General features: G+C 56.1%; 13 protein-coding genes. 8 read left to right on the plus strand and 5 right to left on the minus strand.

Annotated features, from left to right (window positions below):
* Positions 1-100: 100 nt before the first annotated feature.
* The 4 genes from KQI65_05525 to KQI65_05540 all read left to right on the plus strand — a co-directional run bounded on the left by KQI65_05525 (position 101) and on the right by KQI65_05540 (position 5,577).
* Positions 101-2,791 (plus strand): PAS domain S-box protein, encoded by a 2,691-nt coding sequence (locus KQI65_05525; GenBank protein MCB2204190.1) that lies wholly within the window; start codon positions 101-103, stop codon positions 2,789-2,791.
* A gap of 84 nt (positions 2,792-2,875) precedes the next feature.
* Positions 2,876-3,304, plus strand: coding sequence for an Rrf2 family transcriptional regulator (locus tag KQI65_05530; GenBank protein MCB2204191.1), 429 nt, complete (start codon positions 2,876-2,878; stop codon positions 3,302-3,304).
* A gap of 19 nt (positions 3,305-3,323) precedes the next feature.
* The gene (locus tag KQI65_05535; GenBank protein MCB2204192.1) at positions 3,324-4,853 is read left to right on the plus strand and encodes an aldehyde dehydrogenase family protein; all 1,530 of its coding nucleotides are present in this window, start codon (positions 3,324-3,326) and stop codon (positions 4,851-4,853) included.
* Positions 4,854-5,085: 232 nt separating this feature from the next.
* Entirely contained in the window at positions 5,086-5,577 is a 492-nt protein-coding gene (locus KQI65_05540) for a flavin reductase family protein (protein ID MCB2204193.1), read from the plus strand.
* 20 nt (positions 5,578-5,597) lie between these two features.
* Here KQI65_05540 and KQI65_05545 read toward each other — a convergent pair whose 3' ends face one another.
* Positions 5,598-7,031, minus strand: coding sequence for a cation-efflux pump (locus KQI65_05545; GenBank protein ID MCB2204194.1), 1,434 nt, complete (start codon positions 7,029-7,031; stop codon positions 5,598-5,600).
* Between the two features lie 112 nt (positions 7,032-7,143).
* Here KQI65_05545 and upp point away from each other — a divergent pair, with 112 nt between their 5' ends.
* Together upp and KQI65_05555 are read left to right on the plus strand one after the other, a co-directional pair.
* The gene (gene upp / locus KQI65_05550) at positions 7,144-7,776 is read left to right on the plus strand and encodes a uracil phosphoribosyltransferase (GenBank protein ID MCB2204195.1); all 633 of its coding nucleotides are present in this window, start codon (positions 7,144-7,146) and stop codon (positions 7,774-7,776) included.
* On the plus strand, positions 7,773-8,513 hold the full coding sequence (locus tag KQI65_05555) for a hypothetical protein (protein ID MCB2204196.1): 741 nt from the start codon (positions 7,773-7,775) through the stop codon (positions 8,511-8,513). The genes upp and KQI65_05555 overlap by 4 nt, the downstream gene beginning before the upstream one ends.
* Before the next feature lie 56 nt (positions 8,514-8,569).
* On the opposite strand, the gene KQI65_05560 is transcribed toward KQI65_05555, so the two are convergent.
* Positions 8,570-12,199 carry a T9SS type A sorting domain-containing protein gene (locus KQI65_05560; protein ID MCB2204197.1) on the minus strand — a complete coding sequence of 1,210 codons (3,630 nt, stop codon included), beginning with the start codon at positions 12,197-12,199 and terminating at the stop codon, positions 8,570-8,572.
* Between the two features lie 283 nt (positions 12,200-12,482).
* Here KQI65_05560 and KQI65_05565 point away from each other — a divergent pair, with 283 nt between their 5' ends.
* Both KQI65_05565 and KQI65_05570 read left to right on the plus strand, forming a co-directional pair.
* Complete coding sequence (locus KQI65_05565; GenBank protein MCB2204198.1) at positions 12,483-13,271, plus strand: biotin--[acetyl-CoA-carboxylase] ligase; 789 nt, start codon at positions 12,483-12,485, stop codon at positions 13,269-13,271.
* Positions 13,271-14,431 (plus strand): cysteine desulfurase, encoded by a 1,161-nt coding sequence (locus tag KQI65_05570; GenBank protein MCB2204199.1) that lies wholly within the window; start codon positions 13,271-13,273, stop codon positions 14,429-14,431. Before KQI65_05565 ends, KQI65_05570 begins: the two co-directional genes overlap by 1 nt.
* Positions 14,432-14,437: 6 nt before the next feature.
* Here KQI65_05570 and KQI65_05575 read toward each other — a convergent pair whose 3' ends face one another.
* Genes KQI65_05575 through KQI65_05585 form a run of 3 tightly spaced genes read right to left on the minus strand, consistent with a single transcriptional unit; the run spans position 14,438 to position 17,219 of the window.
* Positions 14,438-15,376, minus strand: coding sequence for a Ppx/GppA family phosphatase (locus KQI65_05575; GenBank protein ID MCB2204200.1), 939 nt, complete (start codon positions 15,374-15,376; stop codon positions 14,438-14,440).
* Positions 15,376-16,215: a 50S ribosomal protein L11 methyltransferase gene (prmA, locus tag KQI65_05580; protein MCB2204201.1), complete on the minus strand. Its 840-nt coding sequence runs from the start codon at positions 16,213-16,215 to the stop codon at positions 15,376-15,378. Before prmA ends, KQI65_05575 begins: the two co-directional genes overlap by 1 nt.
* The gene (locus KQI65_05585) at positions 16,212-17,219 is read right to left on the minus strand and encodes a M28 family peptidase (GenBank protein MCB2204202.1); all 1,008 of its coding nucleotides are present in this window, start codon (positions 17,217-17,219) and stop codon (positions 16,212-16,214) included. The genes prmA and KQI65_05585 overlap by 4 nt, the downstream gene beginning before the upstream one ends.
* Between the last annotated feature and the right edge of the window lie 86 nt (positions 17,220-17,305).

Consider the following 17,305-nt stretch of genomic DNA (forward strand, 5'->3'; position numbering starts at 1 on the left):
TGCTGTTGTTTATCACGCAATGCGTACGTGTAACACCACCAGTACTTATGAGGGGAGGAGAGGGGATTCGCCCGGAAGTTCCGAGTAAGAGGGGCTGTGCATGAAGCTGTTCGACAATCTTTCGATACGAGCCAAACTCACGGCAGTGATCTCACTGCTGTTCTGGACTGTTTCCATATTCATTTTCATTTTTTTTCCTGCCCGGCAGCGCGACCAGGCCAACCATGCGTTGCAGGATCGGGCCACAGCGCTTGCGCTCCGTTCAGCGCAGCCGTTTTCATTTACGGGTAGTCTGCAGGACGATAAAACGCGGGTAGCCTCCTTTGACGCGGCGAAGACCGACTCACTGGTTCTTTACTATGTCGTCGTCGATAACCAGGGCAATGTGATCGAAGCCTGGAATCCCGACATCGCCCGGCAGGTCGAATATCGCGACGTTGCAGATCCATTCGGAAGTGATGTCGGCGTCTGCAAGGCAGCAGCGGAAATATTTCAGGACAAACATCGTCTGGGTACGCTGTACCTCGGACTCTCGACCGAGCAGGTCATTGCGGCGATGGAAGAAACTCAGACAACCATTGCCATCATCAGTCTGATTATTTTCCTCATCGGTGTCGCAACCGTGATCGGGGTTTCCACCGTGATCACGAATCCCCTGCGTAACATGGTGCAAACGGTCGAACAGATCGCCAGCGGCGATTATGTGCAGCGCGCCAACGTATCCTCGCAGGATGAGGTCGGACATCTCGCCTTCTCGTTCAACCAGATGGTGGGCAATCTCAAGAAAGCCTACGATGAACTCGAGCTTTCAAATACAAACCTTGAACAGCGGGTCGACGAACGCACGAAGGAACTGAATGAGGAAATCCAGGAGCGCCGACGTGTCGAAGAAGCGCTGCGCGACAGCGAATCCCGTCAGCGAGCCGTCATCAGCGCGCTGCCGGATCTCATGCTGCTGCGGGACGGCAGCGGCATCTACTCTCCCGACCCTGTGCTGCTCATTCCACCCGGTGAGCTGCAGTCGGACATGACGCGTGAACAGTTCGCGTGGAGCCTGATGGCAAGCTTCGAACCGCTTTTCGAAACGGCCCAGCGTACCGGTGAAGTGCAGGTGCAGGAGTATTCCATTCCATTCTCGGAGATGCAGCGCTATTTCGAGGCGCGTATCGCTCCCTGCGGCATCGATCAGACTGTCACCATCGTCCGTGAGATCACCGAGCGCAAGGAAGCGGAATCACAGCTCTCATTGCAGGGTGCCGCTCTCGAGGCAGCCGCGAACTCCATTCTCATTGCAGACTTCAATGGAACCATCATCTGGGTCAATCCGGCCTACACGGAGCTGACAGGATATTCCTTTGCTGATGTGGTGGGCAAGAACCTGCAGGAAGTGGACTACGGCGCAGAGCCAACAGAAAGCCTCGAGGCCATGTGGGAAAACATCATCCATGGCAAGGTTTGGAAGGGAGAACTCGTCAGGACGCGTAAGAATGGCACGACGTACGATGAGGAACAGACGGTTACGCCCCTTCGCGATCAGCTGGGCAACATCAGTCACTTCATCGCCATACAGAACGACATCAGCGAACGCAAGAAATTCGAGCAGTCGCTGATTGCTGCGAAGGAGAGCGTCGAGGCGGCAGACAAGCTGAAAGACGCATTCATCGCGAACATTTCTCATGGAATACGGACACCGCTGTACATCATGATCGGCTACCTGAATCATATCTCCTCTGAACTGAAGAGCGGACTGACCCAGGAGCAGGGCAAGTATTTCGATTTCGTCTTTGAATCCGCTGACCGGCTTACAAACTCCATCGATCTTATCCTGGATATATCACGACTGCAGACTGGCAACATAGAATTCCAGGATATCGAGATTTCCCTGCGCAAGGTGATTGAGGACCAGATTCTGCAGATCAAAAACCTGGCGGAGAAGAAAAGCCTGTCCCTCGCCTTCGACAATCAGCTCGGCGAAGTCCGCGTACGCGCCGATGAAGGCTTCCTCTCGAAATGTATCGGCAGCCTGCTCGAGAATGCGGTGAAATTCACTCGAAAAGGATACGTGGAAGTGCGTCTGTATCATAGGGATACGGGCGAGCTTTCAATCGATGTCGAGGATACTGGCGTCGGTATCTCCGAAGACTATCAGTCGAAGATGTTCCAGATCAGCACGCCGTCGAACGATACTTCGGGACATGCGTTCGAGGGGGTGGGACTCGGTCTTGCTCTCGTACGCCGTTATCTCGAGCAGATCGGGGGACGCATCACCATCAAGAGTGCACGTGGTGTCGGATCGATATTCACTATCACGTTGCCAGAACATCTGATCGTCTCACAGGAGGACATCCCGACGGTTTCCCGTTTCGTGAAGAAGGAAAACATCACCACACCGGTGGCGCTGGATGATAACCCGCGCAAACTGCCGAATCTTCTCGTGATTGAGGATGATGCCGACACGAGGCAGTTCATGAAAATCACGCTCAAGAAGCACTACAATGTTTTCACCGCAGAAAATGTGACTGAGGCGACAGACGTAGTGACCAACCGCAAAATTCAAATCGTTATCGCCGATGTCTCTCTCGGCGGGGAAGAGTCCGGTCTCGATTTCGTGAAGGAAATGCGCAAGATCCCGCGCTACAGTAAAGTGCCCGTCATCGCGGTGACTGCCCACGCATTTGCAACCGATCGCGACCTCTGTCTGTCCGCCGGCTGCAACCGCTATTTCTCAAAACCCGTCGATCATGCCGTCCTGTTGCGCACGATGGAAGAGCTGCTCGCAGGCGTCATGTAAAAACACATAATTTCTTTTCCCGCGTATTGGAAGCTGTTTCACAAGCTCGTAAATTGTCACAGGTTCTGTGACAATTGAGGACGTATGTCCGCTTCCACAAAACTCTCCACGGCCATTCAGGCACTCTGCGTTCTCGCATCGGACAGGGAGTCCGCCCACAGCAGCGAAAGTATTTCCCGCAGTACGGGAATCCATCCCTCGCGTATCCGCGGCATTCTCGGTATGCTGCGGCAGGGGAATATCGTGTGTGCGACAAGAGGACTCAGTGGCGGCTTTGCGCTGGCACGTGATCCCGGGGATATTCATCTTCAGGAGATCTATTGCACCGTGGAAGTCCGAAAGGCCTTTCACCTCGACGTCAATCGTGCCGGCGGTACCGGGTATCCTCTTTCATCGGCGGTGAATACGTGGTTCCTGGCGCTGTTCGCGGATCTGCAGGTGGAAATCGAAGATCGTATGCGGGATATCACACTCGCGGATATCCTGCGTCACATACAAGCAACACCAACATAACCGTTTTTCAGAGGGCAGTATGGACTTTCTCAAGACCCTGGGTATCAAGGAAATGAACTTCGGCGCTTCCAGCGGCCGTGAATGGATTGAAACGACAGGGAGCGAACTGAGCATTCATTCACCCGCTACCGGAGAATTCATTGCCAAGGTGCGACAGGCGAATGAAGCTGAGTACGAACAGATTATCGCGCGTGCCGAGAAGGCTTTTGTCGAGTGGCGCACGATACCGGCACCCAAACGTGGTGAAATTGTGCGGCAGGTCGGACTCCGCCTGCGAGAATACAAGGAGCCGCTCGGGAAGCTGGTCTCGTTCGAAATGGGCAAGTCCCTGCAGGAAGGACTGGGTGAAGTGCAGGAAATGATCGACATCTGCGATTTCGCTGTCGGCCTCTCCCGTCAGCTCTATGGCTTCACCATGCACAGCGAACGTCCCGAACATCGCATGTACGATCAGTATCATCCGCTGGGTATCGTGCTGACAATCTCCGCGTTCAATTTCCCTGTGGCCGTATGGTCGTGGAATGCCATGATCGCGGCAGTCTGTGGAGATGTCAACCTGTGGAAGCCCTCATCCAAGGTGCCGCTGACGGCCATCGCCTGTCAGAATATCATCGCGGAAGTACTCGAGGAAAACAATCTTCCCGAAGGCCTGTTCTCTCTCGTCGTGGGTAAGGGCTCGACTATCGGTGAAACCATGCTCAACGACAAGCGCCTGCCGCTGGTTTCCGTTACCGGATCCATCAATGTCGGCCGCCATGCCAACGAGGTGGTCGCACGCCGTTTCGGCCGCAGCATCCTCGAACTGGGCGGCAACAACGCCATCATCATGACGCCGGATGCGAATCTCAAAATGGCCATTCCAGCAGTCGTTTTCGGTGCCGTTGGCACGGCGGGACAGCGTTGCACGACTACACGTCGTCTCATCGTGCACGACAGCATTTACGATCAGGTGCGGGACACGCTGGTGAAGGCGTACGGATCGCTGCGCATCGGTACGCCGATGGATGAAGCGAATCATGTCGGTCCGCTCATCGACAAGGCAGCCGTCGACATGTTCAGCAAAGCCATCGAAATGGCACAGAAAGAGGGCGGGAAGCTGCTGTATGGCGGTGAAGTACTCGAAGGCGAGGAATATGCGAGCGGCTGCTACGTACGTCCCGCCATCATCGAGGCTGAAAACCATTTTGAAATCGTGCAGGAAGAAACCTTCGCACCGATTCTCTATCTGATCCGCTACAAAGGCAATGTGGAAGAGGCGGTCGCCCTGCAGAACGGTGTGGTGCAGGGACTCTCATCCGCGATATTCACCGATCGCCTGCAGGAAGCCGAGTACTTCCTCTCGCATGCAGGATCGGACTGCGGCATCGCAAACGTCAATATCGGGACCTCGGGTGCCGAAATCGGTGGCGCATTCGGCGGGGAAAAGGAAACAGGCGGTGGACGCGAGTCAGGCTCGGACGCCTGGAAGGCGTACATGCGCCGGCAGACCAATACCATCAATTACGGCAGCAGTCTTCCCCTCGCACAGGGTATCAAGTTCGATCTCTGAGCACTTCGGGGCTGAAAAGTCCCTCAAAACGCTCTGAACCGTTAAAAACACGGCCGATTCGTCGAAAATATGCAGAAAGTGCATAAAAATTCACGGATCGGCCGTGTTCATTATGCAGAAAGTGCATAATCATCGTCAGACTGCTGTGAACGCATTGAACCAGAACACAGAAAATTTTGTATGGAATGGAGCATGGTTTGTGCCATGTCCTGTTTCACACGGTATATAGAACATGACTGAACGAAGTAAACTGTTTCGCCAGGTACTCGGAAGCTTCGCGACGGGAGTGGCCGTCGTTACATCTCGCTATAACGATGAAGATTTCGGATTGACCATCAACTCCTTCACATCGGTTTCCCTCGAGCCCCTGCTCATTCAGATAAACATTGCAAAGAATACCACGTCGCATGATTATATCATGGACAGCAAGGTGTTCGCGGTCAATATTCTTGCGGAGGATCAGCAGCTGATTTCCACGATCTTCAGCGGCGCTCCACCTGCTGAGCGCTTCTGCCATGTGGAAACGAGACGGAGCGAGACCGGCTGTCCCATCATCGAGGGCTCTCTTGCCTACATCGACACGCGCGTGGTGGAAACCTATGACGGCGGTGACCACACCATCTTTCTTGCGGAAGTACTCGACATGGAGACGCTGAGAGAGGATGCAGCGCCGTTGCTGTACTACCGCGGGAAGTATGCGCGCATGCAGGAAGACGAGGGTTAGGTCGGGGAATGGCGGGGAAGTTACGCTTCGGTGCTGTCACCCGGTTCAGCATGGATGAAGATATCGTCAATGCGTGCATCGAGCAGACGAAGCCCATTCTCGAGTTGATCGACAATGTGATGCATTTCTGAAAGCGACAATGAAGCGGGAAGGGAAACGGATGCCGAGAGCCTGATGCCGCTTGAGGTGGAGTAAAGATGGATGCTCCGCACGCCGAGTACACCGGGAGTTTCGTGCATATGCGACGTACAGCGTTCAAGAAGTTGCGCTTCGGCAGCACTCACATCCAGTGCATTTTCCGCACTGACATGATCTTCCTCCAGATGAATATGGACCTCTCCGACGTTGGCAATGTGTTCGTGTACGCGCTGCTCAACGACGCTCGCAGTTTCATGCGCGACTTCAAAACTGGTACCCTGGGGATATTCGATATCGAATTCGATGAGATACTGCTCGTTGACCCAGAGAATGGAGATGTTGTGGGCCGTGAGATCGGATTGCCGGACAAGCCACTCTATCTTATCGGACAGTTTCTCACGTACCCCGATTACGGGTTCGGCATGGACGAGAATATCCGCCTGCGGAAGTGCAGCGCGGACGCTTTCTTCGACACCGTCGACAATCGCATGTGCCCGGTCAAAAAATGTCGTGCGCTGGATCCCGATGATGAGGTTCACGAACACCATGCCCCCTGAGGGCCGCAGCCTCAGGCTGCGGATGCTTTCCACGCCGTCCACTTCATCAACTGCGCGTTCAACCTTTTCCTGCGCACCTTCAGGGACGCGGTCGAGAAGTCCGTCAATTGTCTGCCTGCCGAGCCGGATACTGATCCAGATGACGATACAGGCGACAATGGCGGCGGCGATGGCGTCCGCCTCCGGGAAGCCCACCATAACCGAGACGAGTCCGACCAACACCACTGCGGAGCTGTAAATGTCCGTTCGAAAATGCAGCGCATCCGCTTCGAGGGCCTGACTGTTGTACTTTTTTGCGATGCGCATCAGCGCGCGGGAGCGGGTCGCATCCACCACGATGGAGATACCGACGACGAGAAACGCCCAGAAGTTCACTTCGATATGCACGACGTCGCCTGTCAGCCGCTCCCAGGCCTCATAGAGAATCCAGACGCAGGTTACCAGCAGCAGCAGCGTTTCAAACAGGGCGCTGAGGTTTTCAATCTTGCCGTGGCCGAACTGATGTTCCTTGTCCGCGGGACGATCGGCGATGCGCACGGCGAAGAAGGTGATCATCGCTGCGAGCAGGTCGAGACCCGAATGCAGGGCTTCGGAGAGAATTCCGAGCGAGCCCGTCCACACGCCCACGACCAGCTTCATCAGAGTGAGCAGAATGGCCGCGAAAACGCTGGTCAGCGCCACGCGACGCTTTTCCATCATCATGTGATTGCGGCTGAGCTGCTCAGTGGTATCCTGCGTATGTTCGATAGCGGATCGCATGCGGGAATCTACAGTTTTTACACAAGCGGGAAAAGGTGTGAAATTCCGTCCCGTCTTGCTGCGTGAAGCGTCATAGCGTATGTTTTACTCAGCCGTACATCAGTGAGGAAGCATGCTGCACGTATCCACCCACCCTGTCATTCAACGCGATGTTACCATACTTCGGGACGAACATACGTCTTCCGAAGTTTTCCGCGCTGCGCTGAGCCGCGTGTCGCGACTCCTGCTCTATGAAGCGGGATCGGATCTGCCGGTAAAGTCATGCCGGGTGCAAACGCCACTTGAGCAGTGTGAGGGCAGCGTGCTGGCGAAGCGCATTGTCCTCGTTCCCGTTCTGAGGGCGGGACTCGGCATGGTCGATGCATTTCTCGAGATGCTGCCGCAGGCGGAAGTCGGTCACATAGGATTATACAGGAACGAGGAAACCCTCGAGCCCGTGGAATACTATGGAAAATACCCGGTTGCACTTGATGAAGCCGTGGTGTACGTTCTTGACCCGATGCTGGCCACGGGCGGAAGTGCGGTTGCCGCGCTGCGCGTGCTTCAAACGCACGGAGCGAAAATGATGAGGCTTGTGACCCTGGTCAGCGCACCGGAAGGGGTGCGGCATGTGGAGGAGGCTTTTCCTGAGGTGCCGATATATACAGCGGCGCTGGACAGGGGACTCAATGATAAGGGGTATATCATCCCGGGACTGGGTGATGCGGGCGATAGAATTTTTGACACCGGACCGGATAGCCGTTGAAAGGACGCGAAGAAGATGATGCATTCGTACAGCAGGACAGGCGATCACGGAAGCGTATCGCAGTCATTGCCTGGTCCGGCAGCCTGCTGCTCCACGCAGCATTCATCTTCACCGCTCTGCTCATCACATTGCAATCACCTGATAAACATGACGCCGCCGTCAGCGTGGATTTCCTGCGTCCATCACCACGCAATTCTCAAGCAAAGCTGAACAACCCTGGTCCCGCTGCTGAAGCTGCATCAAGACGCTCAACACAGCAACAGCGAGACAGGGAAGCCGCACCAGAAAAACCGCGTATTGCACCGAATATTCCCACCACCCTGGTGTTGCCGGATATCAGTACTTCGGGCGACGTGATCGATGCTGACAGCCCCCGGCGTATGAAAATCCCGCGTTCTCCTCTCGAGAGGGAAATGACATCGGAGCAGGCCTATGCCGAATTGAACAGGCTGCTTGAGGAATACCCGCAGTTCCGTGATCAGATCATGCGCAAGCTTGTCGCAGGCAGTGGCATGACCCCAGACACCGTTCCAAAATTTGATCTGCGGCTTGAACAGATGCTGGCCAATGGGATCAAGCCTTCGTGGAACAATCAGCGGCATCGCGTCGAAGCTGCAAATCAGAGCTTTAACGGCGTGAGTGGCTGGACGCAGAACAGTTACGGCGGGGGCATCAATGTTCTGGGATTGCTCGGACTCCTTTACGACCTGATCAAAGGGGAAGAGAAGGGCAAATAAAAAAACGCCCTCCCCGGGAAAGGGAGGGCGCATTGGCAACCCGGAGGTTGCAACGATTAGCGGGCCAGTGTCATTCGGATGCTGGCCGTTTGCGTTCCGGAGCGCAGCACTGCGATGTAGCTTCCGCTGGGCAGGTCACCTGCATCGAATCCGACATGATATGTGCCTGCATGGCGATAGCCGTCCAACACCGTGGCGACTTTGCGTCCAAGAGCGTCAAATACCTCGAGGCTGACATCACCAGCGTTGGGCAGAGTGAAACGCAGCGTGGTCGAGGGGTTGAAGGGGTTGGGGAAATTCTGCTCGAGCACAAAGGCGCTCGGTGCAGGCAGGTTCTCGGCATCCGTGGCAACGCTGAAAGAGACTTCGACCGTGTCGGAAGTGTTGACACCATCGTTGGCGACGACGCGGAGACGGTAGCCAGTCTTGCCCTGCTCGGCGAGGATGGAATCAGCCATGGCCTTCGACTCGTACTGAATCATAGTCCACGTCGATCCGTTGTTCGTGCTCAGCCAGACAGTGTACCAGAATTCAGTTTCACCGTCTGCATCCGTCGCGCTCCATTTTGCCTCGAACTTGACACTGTCAACATCGGCACCATTGCTCGGGAAGTCGATGGAAACCACGGGCTTGTTTGCGGAGATGACGCGCTCGGCTACGATGTTGCCGTCCTTCTCGACGACCACCCGTGATGCTTCGTCGGGACAGGGGACGACGAAGGCGAAGTACTCCGTCTCCATCCGCGGATCCGGTCCGGTAAGTGCGTCGACTTCATCGAGTCCGAGAGCGCGGAAGGTCGGGTGATAGAGGTAGCTTGCGATTTCCTGGTCGCTGGCATCCAGCACCTTGAAGGTGTGCGTGGCATACTGGGCGTCCATCATCGAACTGATGGTGGCGTTCTCAAGGCGCATCCAGGGACCAAAATCGATGGCCTTCGTCGTGCTGTCGACACTTCCTTCGATGTACAGCGCCTTGGCCGTGGTTCCGGTTTTGCTCAGCTGCGTCTTCTGCGAGGTGAATTTCTCCATCGCGGTGAAGAGTTTCGAGTACTCGACCTCGGAAATCCAGAGATAGTAGAAGAAGTTATCGCTGGGAACCTGGCTGCCGCCCATGAAGCACTTGACGCGCTGCGGACGGGAGACCTTGTTCTGGATGCCGGACCATCTCAGCTGCTTGCCGACCACATCAACGCCACCCATGACATCGATGCCGATGAAGTTGTCGAAATACTGCTCGCGCTGATCGGGGTTGTCGGGATCGAGATCGCCGCGGCGCAGGCCGAAGCTGTGTCCGAGTCCATGCGCACCGTGCTTGAAGTGGTCGGCGCTTGCGACGGTGAAGTCGTAGATACCGGACCATGACAGCGTCTGCGATGCGCGGTGATTGAACTCTTCCTTGTCGAGGCGTGTGCCGAACCATGTCGGGTCAACCGCCATGACGTAGCGGTCATAATCGGGATTCGCGCGGCGCATTTCCTTGTACGCCTTCATCAGGTACGGCTCCCAGGTTTCGGTCAGCAGCGTATCGGCGGCGCCGATGTAACTGTAGTCCGCGACTGTGGGAGCAGTGGTAAACTGTGCCTGTCCGTCTTTCATCGGCCACGTCTTCTGCATGAAGGTCGCAATACTGTCGGCCCAGCTGCTGACGCGATTGATGTTACCCGGATAATTATCCGCTGCCTGCACGAGCACGTTCACCTCGGCATCGCCTTCGTTGCCGTATGCGGTTGCCGTAGCGGTGGAGTAGAACACCTTGGTGTTGTTGAACTCATTCGCTTCCTCGATGCGTCCCTTCGGATTCTGCGCGTCCGTGGGATCGACGGTAAGCGACACTTCAACAGTGCCGGCATCGAAGCCAAGCTCGTCGAGCAGCATCCAGATCACGATCGGCTGTCCAGCGGGCATGGCGACTTCCGTCAGAGGATTCTCAAAGGAATAGTCGACGGCAAAATTGTCAGGATCGAAAATGTAGAAGGTGTCGTAGGTGTTGCCGTTGGCTTCGGCTTCGATCTTGAACGGCGTGCTGATGCCCTCACTTGCAGAGATCGTCGCCTTGACGGCGAAGGCCTTGTTGGGCGCAATAATGTCAACGCCCTGCAGCACCTGGACGATTTCTGCATCGTAAATCTCGAGGTCGGGACCGGTCTGCTGTTCAACCGAAAGGAAGAACGCCTTCTCGATGCACTGCAGATCCGTTTCAAAGAACACGGAGAAACCTGTGCTTTGCGAGTAAGCGGGGGGGATCTTGACTTTCAATGCAGCACGGCCGGATGCATCGGTGGTCAGCGTCCCCTGCATGATCGTGTCACCCACAATGATCACGTAGTAACGAATCTCCACGCCTGCGCTGTCGGCCAGCGTGAGGGAGTTGAAGCAATGCGCGTCAAAGGTGATTTCGTCTTCGTCGTTCGCAATGACTTTCTTCTTGTCCGGTTCCAGTTCAAGCCAGTACGATGCGCCCGGATACTCGACACGAAGGAAGGGATCCAGGAAGACCTTTCCCATGGTTCCACGTTCGCCGGGTTTCGGACCTTCGCATTGACCCCAGTAATTGTAGCGTACGTCAATGGAATCCGCCTGGAAGTTCGAGACGTTTCCAATCTGTCCGCCCGTTCTCACGAAATGATTGTAGTTGATATGCACGTTATCGATGTCGGAAGGATCGAATCCGCCGGCGAAGGGGGAGATGTTGATCGTACCGAAGTTTTCGATGGTGTTGTAACGCACCACGGTCCCGTTGCTGATGGTCACGTTGCCGTCAATGATATGGCAGCCTTCCATCTTCGTCGGGACATCCTTCGGCTGAATCGTGATCTGTCCCATGTTCACTTCACTGTTCGTGATGTTGCTCGTCACGATCGTGGAGTTTTCGATCATGCTCATATTGTCGGCTTCCTGCACGCCCCACATCTGACCTTCATGCGTGAGCAGGCAGTTTTTCGCAAAAATCTTGTTGGAGTGATGCCTGATGTAGGCGTAATCATTCCGTTGATTGTCCGTCACCCAGTCGAGTGTCACGCCATCAAAATGCGATTCCTGATCACTGGTGATGTTCACGTCGGAACCCACGAATGTGAAGTTTTTCAGCGGACCCATAATTCCGCCACACTCGATGTTAATGTCATAAAGACGTCCGCCCGATGCGGAGAACTGTCCATGCGGTACCTGACCAGGATCACTGCTGCCGAACACTTTCATGCCGCTGACCGTACCTGCAACACCGAGATCCCAGGTCACATTGGCGCCGTTTGCGAAATGCATGTGTCCGCCCGGCCAGACCTCAACGGTGTCATACATGGCCGTCGTGATGTTGATAGTGTCAGGACGCGTCAGAATACCCTGCATGTCTCCGCCCTGGAAGAACGAGTATCCCTGGAGATTGTCATCGATGGTACCACCGGAAGCCTTGTAGGCCAGGTACTGGTACACGTATGAAGTCCCCTTGTTGAGCCCATAATCGGTGACGACTCCACCATCGTCGCCATTGAGTGTTACGGTACCAACAAGCTTGGCTCCACGATAGAATTCAACCTTGGTGAACTTGGTGTCCGTCAGGTTGTACATCAGGATATCTGCACTGTTGTCGCCAGTGTAGATGACTGCGCCGAAGGGCTGGGCTGTCGCGTTGAACGCGAACAGCATGAGGAACAGCACTGCAGGCAGAAAAGCGGTCACAGCTTTTCTCATAGAAAACCTCGAAGTTGAAATAACAGCTGTTATCGTATGTTCAATGATAATCGCTTTCCAGGGTAGTGGAAAAGTGGGACAGGGACCCCCGCGGCGGTATTGAGATCCAATATCCGATACAGGGTGAAAGCTACTCTTTTTCCGGCGTAAAAATCAAGGTGGAAACGGCGCTTCTACGTGAATTGGGGAGGATTTCCGTGGCTCCGGCGCTTTTTTCGCTGACAGTTGCCGCGGAAGCACGGAGATGCGTAGTTTTAGCTTACATAACGAAGGAATTCCCGGTATGAATATTACCCGCATCCATTTCGAGAGCACGGATTCAACCAACGCTGAAGCAAAGCGGCGCATCCGCGAAGGCCTGAAGCCTGACGCTGCCGACGTGCACCGTGCAGGCTGTGTGGAAGGAACCGTGATCACCGCTGATCATCAGACGTCCGGCAGGGGACGATTTGACAGGCAATGGGAAGACATGGCGGGACAAAGCGTCCTTGCCAGTTATATCCTCTATCCCCGGCGTGCGCCTGAGGAATGGGGCGGACTCCCGCTGCTCGCCGGACTCGCTGTTCAGAGAGCGCTGTCGCCGCTCCTCCCGGGGGGCGTCCAGCTGAAATGGCCGAATGATGTACTCGTGGATGGAAAAAAAATCTGTGGGATTCTTGTCGAGTCAGGCATGCTCGGCAATCAGCCATGGGCCGTCGCAGGTATCGGTATCAATGTCCTGCAGCGCGAATTTCCTGGCTCATACCGGTACCCTCCGACGTCATTGCTACTCGAACGCGGACAGCTGACGGAAACCGGCGAAGTACTGCAGGCAGTTTCCATGGAACTCGGCGCACTGTATGATCGCTGGCAGAACGAAGGGTCGTCCTTCGTCATCGAGGAATGGAAAACGCATGCGCAGCATATGCTGCCAGCTGATATCGTGCTTCATCAGGATGGTGCGGACAGGGATGTCCGTGCAATCGGTCTCGCTCCGTCAGGGGCGCTCATCGTATTGAACGAGAAGGGGGAGCATGAGGAAGTCTATGCGGGTGATGTCAGTCTGCACACAGGCAAGGAAACGGAGGAATAATGAAGCGGATTTATCTCGACAATGCTGCAACCACCGGACTCCTCCCGGAAGTCGTTGACGCCATGCTTCCATGGCTGCGTGAACAGCACGGCAATCCCTCCAGCACGCATGCTGATGGACGCACGGCGCGGGTCGCTGTCGAAAAGGCGCGCGAACATGTTGCGCGCATGATCGGGGCGGATCCCCGTGAAATCGTTTTCACCGCGGGCGGAACCGAAAGCGACAACAGTGCGCTGCATATGGTCATGGAGCAGCAGGACACACTCAACGGCTGCCATATCATCTCTTCTCCCGCCGAACATCATGCAGTTCACATGCCACTCGATCTGCTTGCAAAGCAGGGCGTAGTGATCGATCAGCTGGGCGTGGACGGCGGGGCAGTGCCGCGTGTCGACATGCTCGATGCGTCTGTCAAACCGTCAACGATTCTTTGCACACTGATGCATGTCAATAATGAGACAGGCGGTATCCTGCCCCTGGCTGAGGTAGGACGCAGGTTGCATGAGCATGATGTGCTGTTTCATTCTGACACCGTGCAGAGCGCAGGCAAGCTGGATATCGCCATCCATGAGGCCGAAGTGGATTTTGCGTCCATGTCCGCACATAAGATTCACGGTCCGAAAGGCACCGGCGCCCTTTATGTGCGCAGCGGATTGGATGCCCCGGCCTTCATGGTGGGTGGGGGACAGGAACGCGGTCGGCGGGGAGGAACCGAGAACGTGGCAGGCATCGTGGGCTTCGGAGAGGCGGCACGGCTTGCTCTCCTGCACAGGGAAGAGCGATTGGAACGCTGGAAGGAATTTCATGCGCTGCTGCGTGGCCGCCTGCTCGAACAGTGGCCCGATCTCATCGTCAACGCATCCTCGGAGTACGACATGCTGCCGAATATTCTGAGCGTGTCTTTCCCGTCTTCATCATACGAAGTGGACGGTGCGGCACTGCTCATGAACTGTGATCTGGCAGGAGTTTCGGTGAGCGGAGGATCCGCCTGTACGGCAGGGAGCATCGAGGCATCGCATGTCATGCGAGCGGTGGGACACGATGAAGCAACCGGGGCTGCCACGCTGCGCATGTCATTCGGCGCCACGACGACAAGGGAAGAGGTGGAGGAAGGCTGCAGCCGCATCCTCGGCGTGCTCGAGGGAATGCTGAAATCCTGAGATCCCTCAGGAATGGCTGGAATTTTCGAAACCGCGTTCCCATTCCCGCATCGCGATGCCATAACGCAGCCCACGTTCTGATACCGTGATACCGTCGAGGTCGCGTTTTTCGGTAAGCCGTTTGAGAATGCCGATGCCGACGAGAATGATATCGGCACGGCCCGGATCGATATGCATGGCATGCTGCAGTTCGTCGCGCGTCAGTTTGCGGAATTCATCGAAGCGCTGCTGAATCATTGCACGCGTGAGGCGGAAGCCGGAAATCGCGGCACCGTCATACTCCTTCAACCCCAGTTCCACTCCGGCAAGCGTGGTTACCGTTCCTGCGACGCCGACGAAATGCGTCTCCCCGGCGGAAAAGCTCGGATAGCTTTCTATCGCTTCGTCGATGCGCGCTGTCATCGCCGCAATCTCTTCGTCCGTCGGAGGCGTGTGATGCAGATATTTCTCGGTGAGACGCACACAGCCGATATCCACACTCTTTCTGTCCAGGATATGGAACCCCTCGCCAACGGTCAGCTCGGTGCTGCCGCCGCCGATGTCGAGCACGGCAAAGCTGCCGCTGCGATCGGGGAAACCGGAGATGGCGCCGCCGTACGTCCACAGCGCCTCATCCTCGCCGCTGAGTATCTCAATCTCAAGTCCGAGTTTCTCATGCATGTAATCGAGGTAGTCATCGCCGTTATGGGCGTCCCGCAGTGCACTCGTCCCCGTCGCACGTATCAGCTCCGCACCATGCTCCTTCGCGCGCTCCACGAACGAGGCCAGGTACTTCTCGCTGCGTGTAAACGCATCCCATGCGATGGCACCGCTTTTATCGACGCCTTTGCCCACACGCGCGACCACCTGCTCGTCGAGGATGGGCGTCAGACTGCCGTCGGTGCCGATGTCGGCGACCAGGAGAAGGATGGTGTTCGTTCCGATGTCAATCGTGGCGATACGCATCAGGCCTCCCTCCGCGCGGCGATGGATGCCCATTCACCTTCGAGCAGCACTTCATCCACCACGAGTCCCACATGCTCAATCGCCAGGCGCAGATCGGCCACGTCCGATTCGTAGAAACCGGCGAGCAGCAGCCTTCCTCCGCCACGCAGCATTTCCGCGTAACGCGGAAGCAGCTGCATGTTGTCGATGCGCGTGATGTTGGAGAGGATGAGGTCATATCGGCCTTCCGCCTCTTCGAGTGATCCGTGATGGAAGCGGATGTGCTGCTGCACATCATTGCGCTCGGCGTTCTCCATCGCGTTGTCGTAAGACCATTCATCGATGTCTACACCGACAGCCTTTGCGGCGCCGAGACGGATGGCGGCGATGGCCAGCACGCCCGTGCCGGTGCCGACATCGAGCACGTTGTCGTTCTCTTTCAGATAGCGCTCGATGAGTCGCAGCATCAGCCGTGTGCTCTCATGGTATCCGGTGCCGAAAGACATTTTCGGATCGATGACGAGAACCAGTTCGTCCGCCTTCGCTTCCACCTCATGCCAGGAGGGAGTAATGATGATGTGGTCTGTGATGCTGATGGGACGAATACTCTCTTCCCACTGCTTGTTCCAGTTCTCCTGCTTCATGCGGGAGATTTCCGGCGCGATGGCTTTCTCCTCGTCGTTGAACGAATTCAGCAGTTCCTCAGAAATTTCCTGCCAGTCTTCTTCCCGGAAATACACTTCCCACCAGTCATCGTCTTCGAGAAAACCGAGAGGTTCGCGGGCGATAAGCATGGCCTGCAACTCTTCGTCACGTGTACTGCGGGAAAAGCGGGCGCGTATGAAAACGATGTCTGTCATGTGTTCGGTGCCTGTTGAATGCCATGGAGTATGTAAAGAAGCAGGGTGCCGACATCCTGCAGCGGTTGCGGAGCGCATTGATCCGGAAGATCGCGCGTCGTGTGCCAGTACTGCCGGCGGGGAGAGGATGTATCGTGTCCCACGAGAGAAGCGTCGATGATGTCTACCGTCTTGATTCCCGCAACGGTGTTCAGCGGTACGTGGTCATCGAGAATAGGGGAATGCTCCTCCTGCGTAAAGCGGCTGAGTCCGAGCGTCGCGGCAGCATCCCAGACCATTTTCAGAATGTCGCCTGCGTACTGCCTCGAAAACTCCTCCTGCGGGAAACGTGCATCCCTGTCGCCGACGAGATCGAGAAGCACGCCGAAGAGCGTGCGCGCTTTTCCTTCGTATGTGGCTGCGTAATAGCGGGAGCCGATCAGGAACATGCTCTCGTCGCCTTCGCGTCCGTAATCCTCTCCATCGAAGAGAATGATATCCACTCCAACAGGGGCCGGGTGCTCGCGAAGTACCTCCGCGAGATGCAGCAGCACGGCAACACCGCTTGCACCGTCGTTGGCGCCCGGCACGGCCTTCAGTGCGCGGTCAGGGTCGTTTTCGGCGTCAGCCCAGGGACGAGAATCCCAGTGCGCACAGAGAAGGACGCGGGAGGGATTTTCAGGCTGAAGACTGGCAATGACATTGGTCAGCTCCAGCTTCTCGTTGTCATAGCCGCGCAGCGTGAAATACTGTTCCTGTGTGGGAATGCCGAGGGAATCGAAGAAGGAGACGAAATATGCAAGACAGGCATCGTGTGCGTCACTGCCAGGGACACGAGGACCGAACGCAACCTGCCGTTCGAGCAGTTCGAATGCGCGCGCGCCTGAAAACGACGGGTATGCTGCGGGAGGGGAGAACAATTGCTGTTGTCCTTCATTATTTGTTCGCGGGGCGTCTCCGCAGGAGACAGCGAAGACGAACGCCAGTGCCATGAGACAGACCGTGGATATCCTGCGGATTTTCATCATCTCCAAAACTAGTGAACCCCCGGCGCGGAAACAAAGCGCCGGGATTTGATACAAAAAACAGAGGGTCCCGTGTTGTGGGACCC

Source organism: bacterium (assembly GCA_020444325.1).
Lineage (GTDB): Bacteria > Bacteroidota > Ignavibacteria > SZUA-365 > SZUA-365 > BM516.

Bases quoted from the DNA above. Each gene is read 5' to 3' on its own strand.
- KQI65_05525 (MCB2204190.1), top strand. From the start codon at position 101: ATGAAGCTGTTCGACAATCTTTCGATACGAGCCAAACTCACGGCAGTG.
- KQI65_05530 (MCB2204191.1), top strand. From the start codon at position 2,876: ATGTCCGCTTCCACAAAACTCTCCACGGCCATTCAGGCACTCTGCGTT.
- KQI65_05535 (MCB2204192.1), top strand. From the start codon at position 3,324: ATGGACTTTCTCAAGACCCTGGGTATCAAGGAAATGAACTTCGGCGCT.
- KQI65_05540 (MCB2204193.1), top strand. From the start codon at position 5,086: ATGACTGAACGAAGTAAACTGTTTCGCCAGGTACTCGGAAGCTTCGCG.
- KQI65_05545 (MCB2204194.1), bottom strand. From the start codon at position 7,031: ATGCGATCCGCTATCGAACATACGCAGGATACCACTGAGCAGCTCAGC.
- upp (MCB2204195.1), top strand. From the start codon at position 7,144: ATGCTGCACGTATCCACCCACCCTGTCATTCAACGCGATGTTACCATA.
- KQI65_05560 (MCB2204197.1), bottom strand. From the start codon at position 12,199: ATGAGAAAAGCTGTGACCGCTTTTCTGCCTGCAGTGCTGTTCCTCATG.
- KQI65_05565 (MCB2204198.1), top strand. From the start codon at position 12,483: ATGAATATTACCCGCATCCATTTCGAGAGCACGGATTCAACCAACGCT.
- KQI65_05570 (MCB2204199.1), top strand. From the start codon at position 13,271: ATGAAGCGGATTTATCTCGACAATGCTGCAACCACCGGACTCCTCCCG.
- KQI65_05575 (MCB2204200.1), bottom strand. From the start codon at position 15,376: ATGCGTATCGCCACGATTGACATCGGAACGAACACCATCCTTCTCCTG.
- prmA (MCB2204201.1), bottom strand. From the start codon at position 16,215: ATGACAGACATCGTTTTCATACGCGCCCGCTTTTCCCGCAGTACACGT.
- KQI65_05585 (MCB2204202.1), bottom strand. From the start codon at position 17,219: ATGAAAATCCGCAGGATATCCACGGTCTGTCTCATGGCACTGGCGTTC.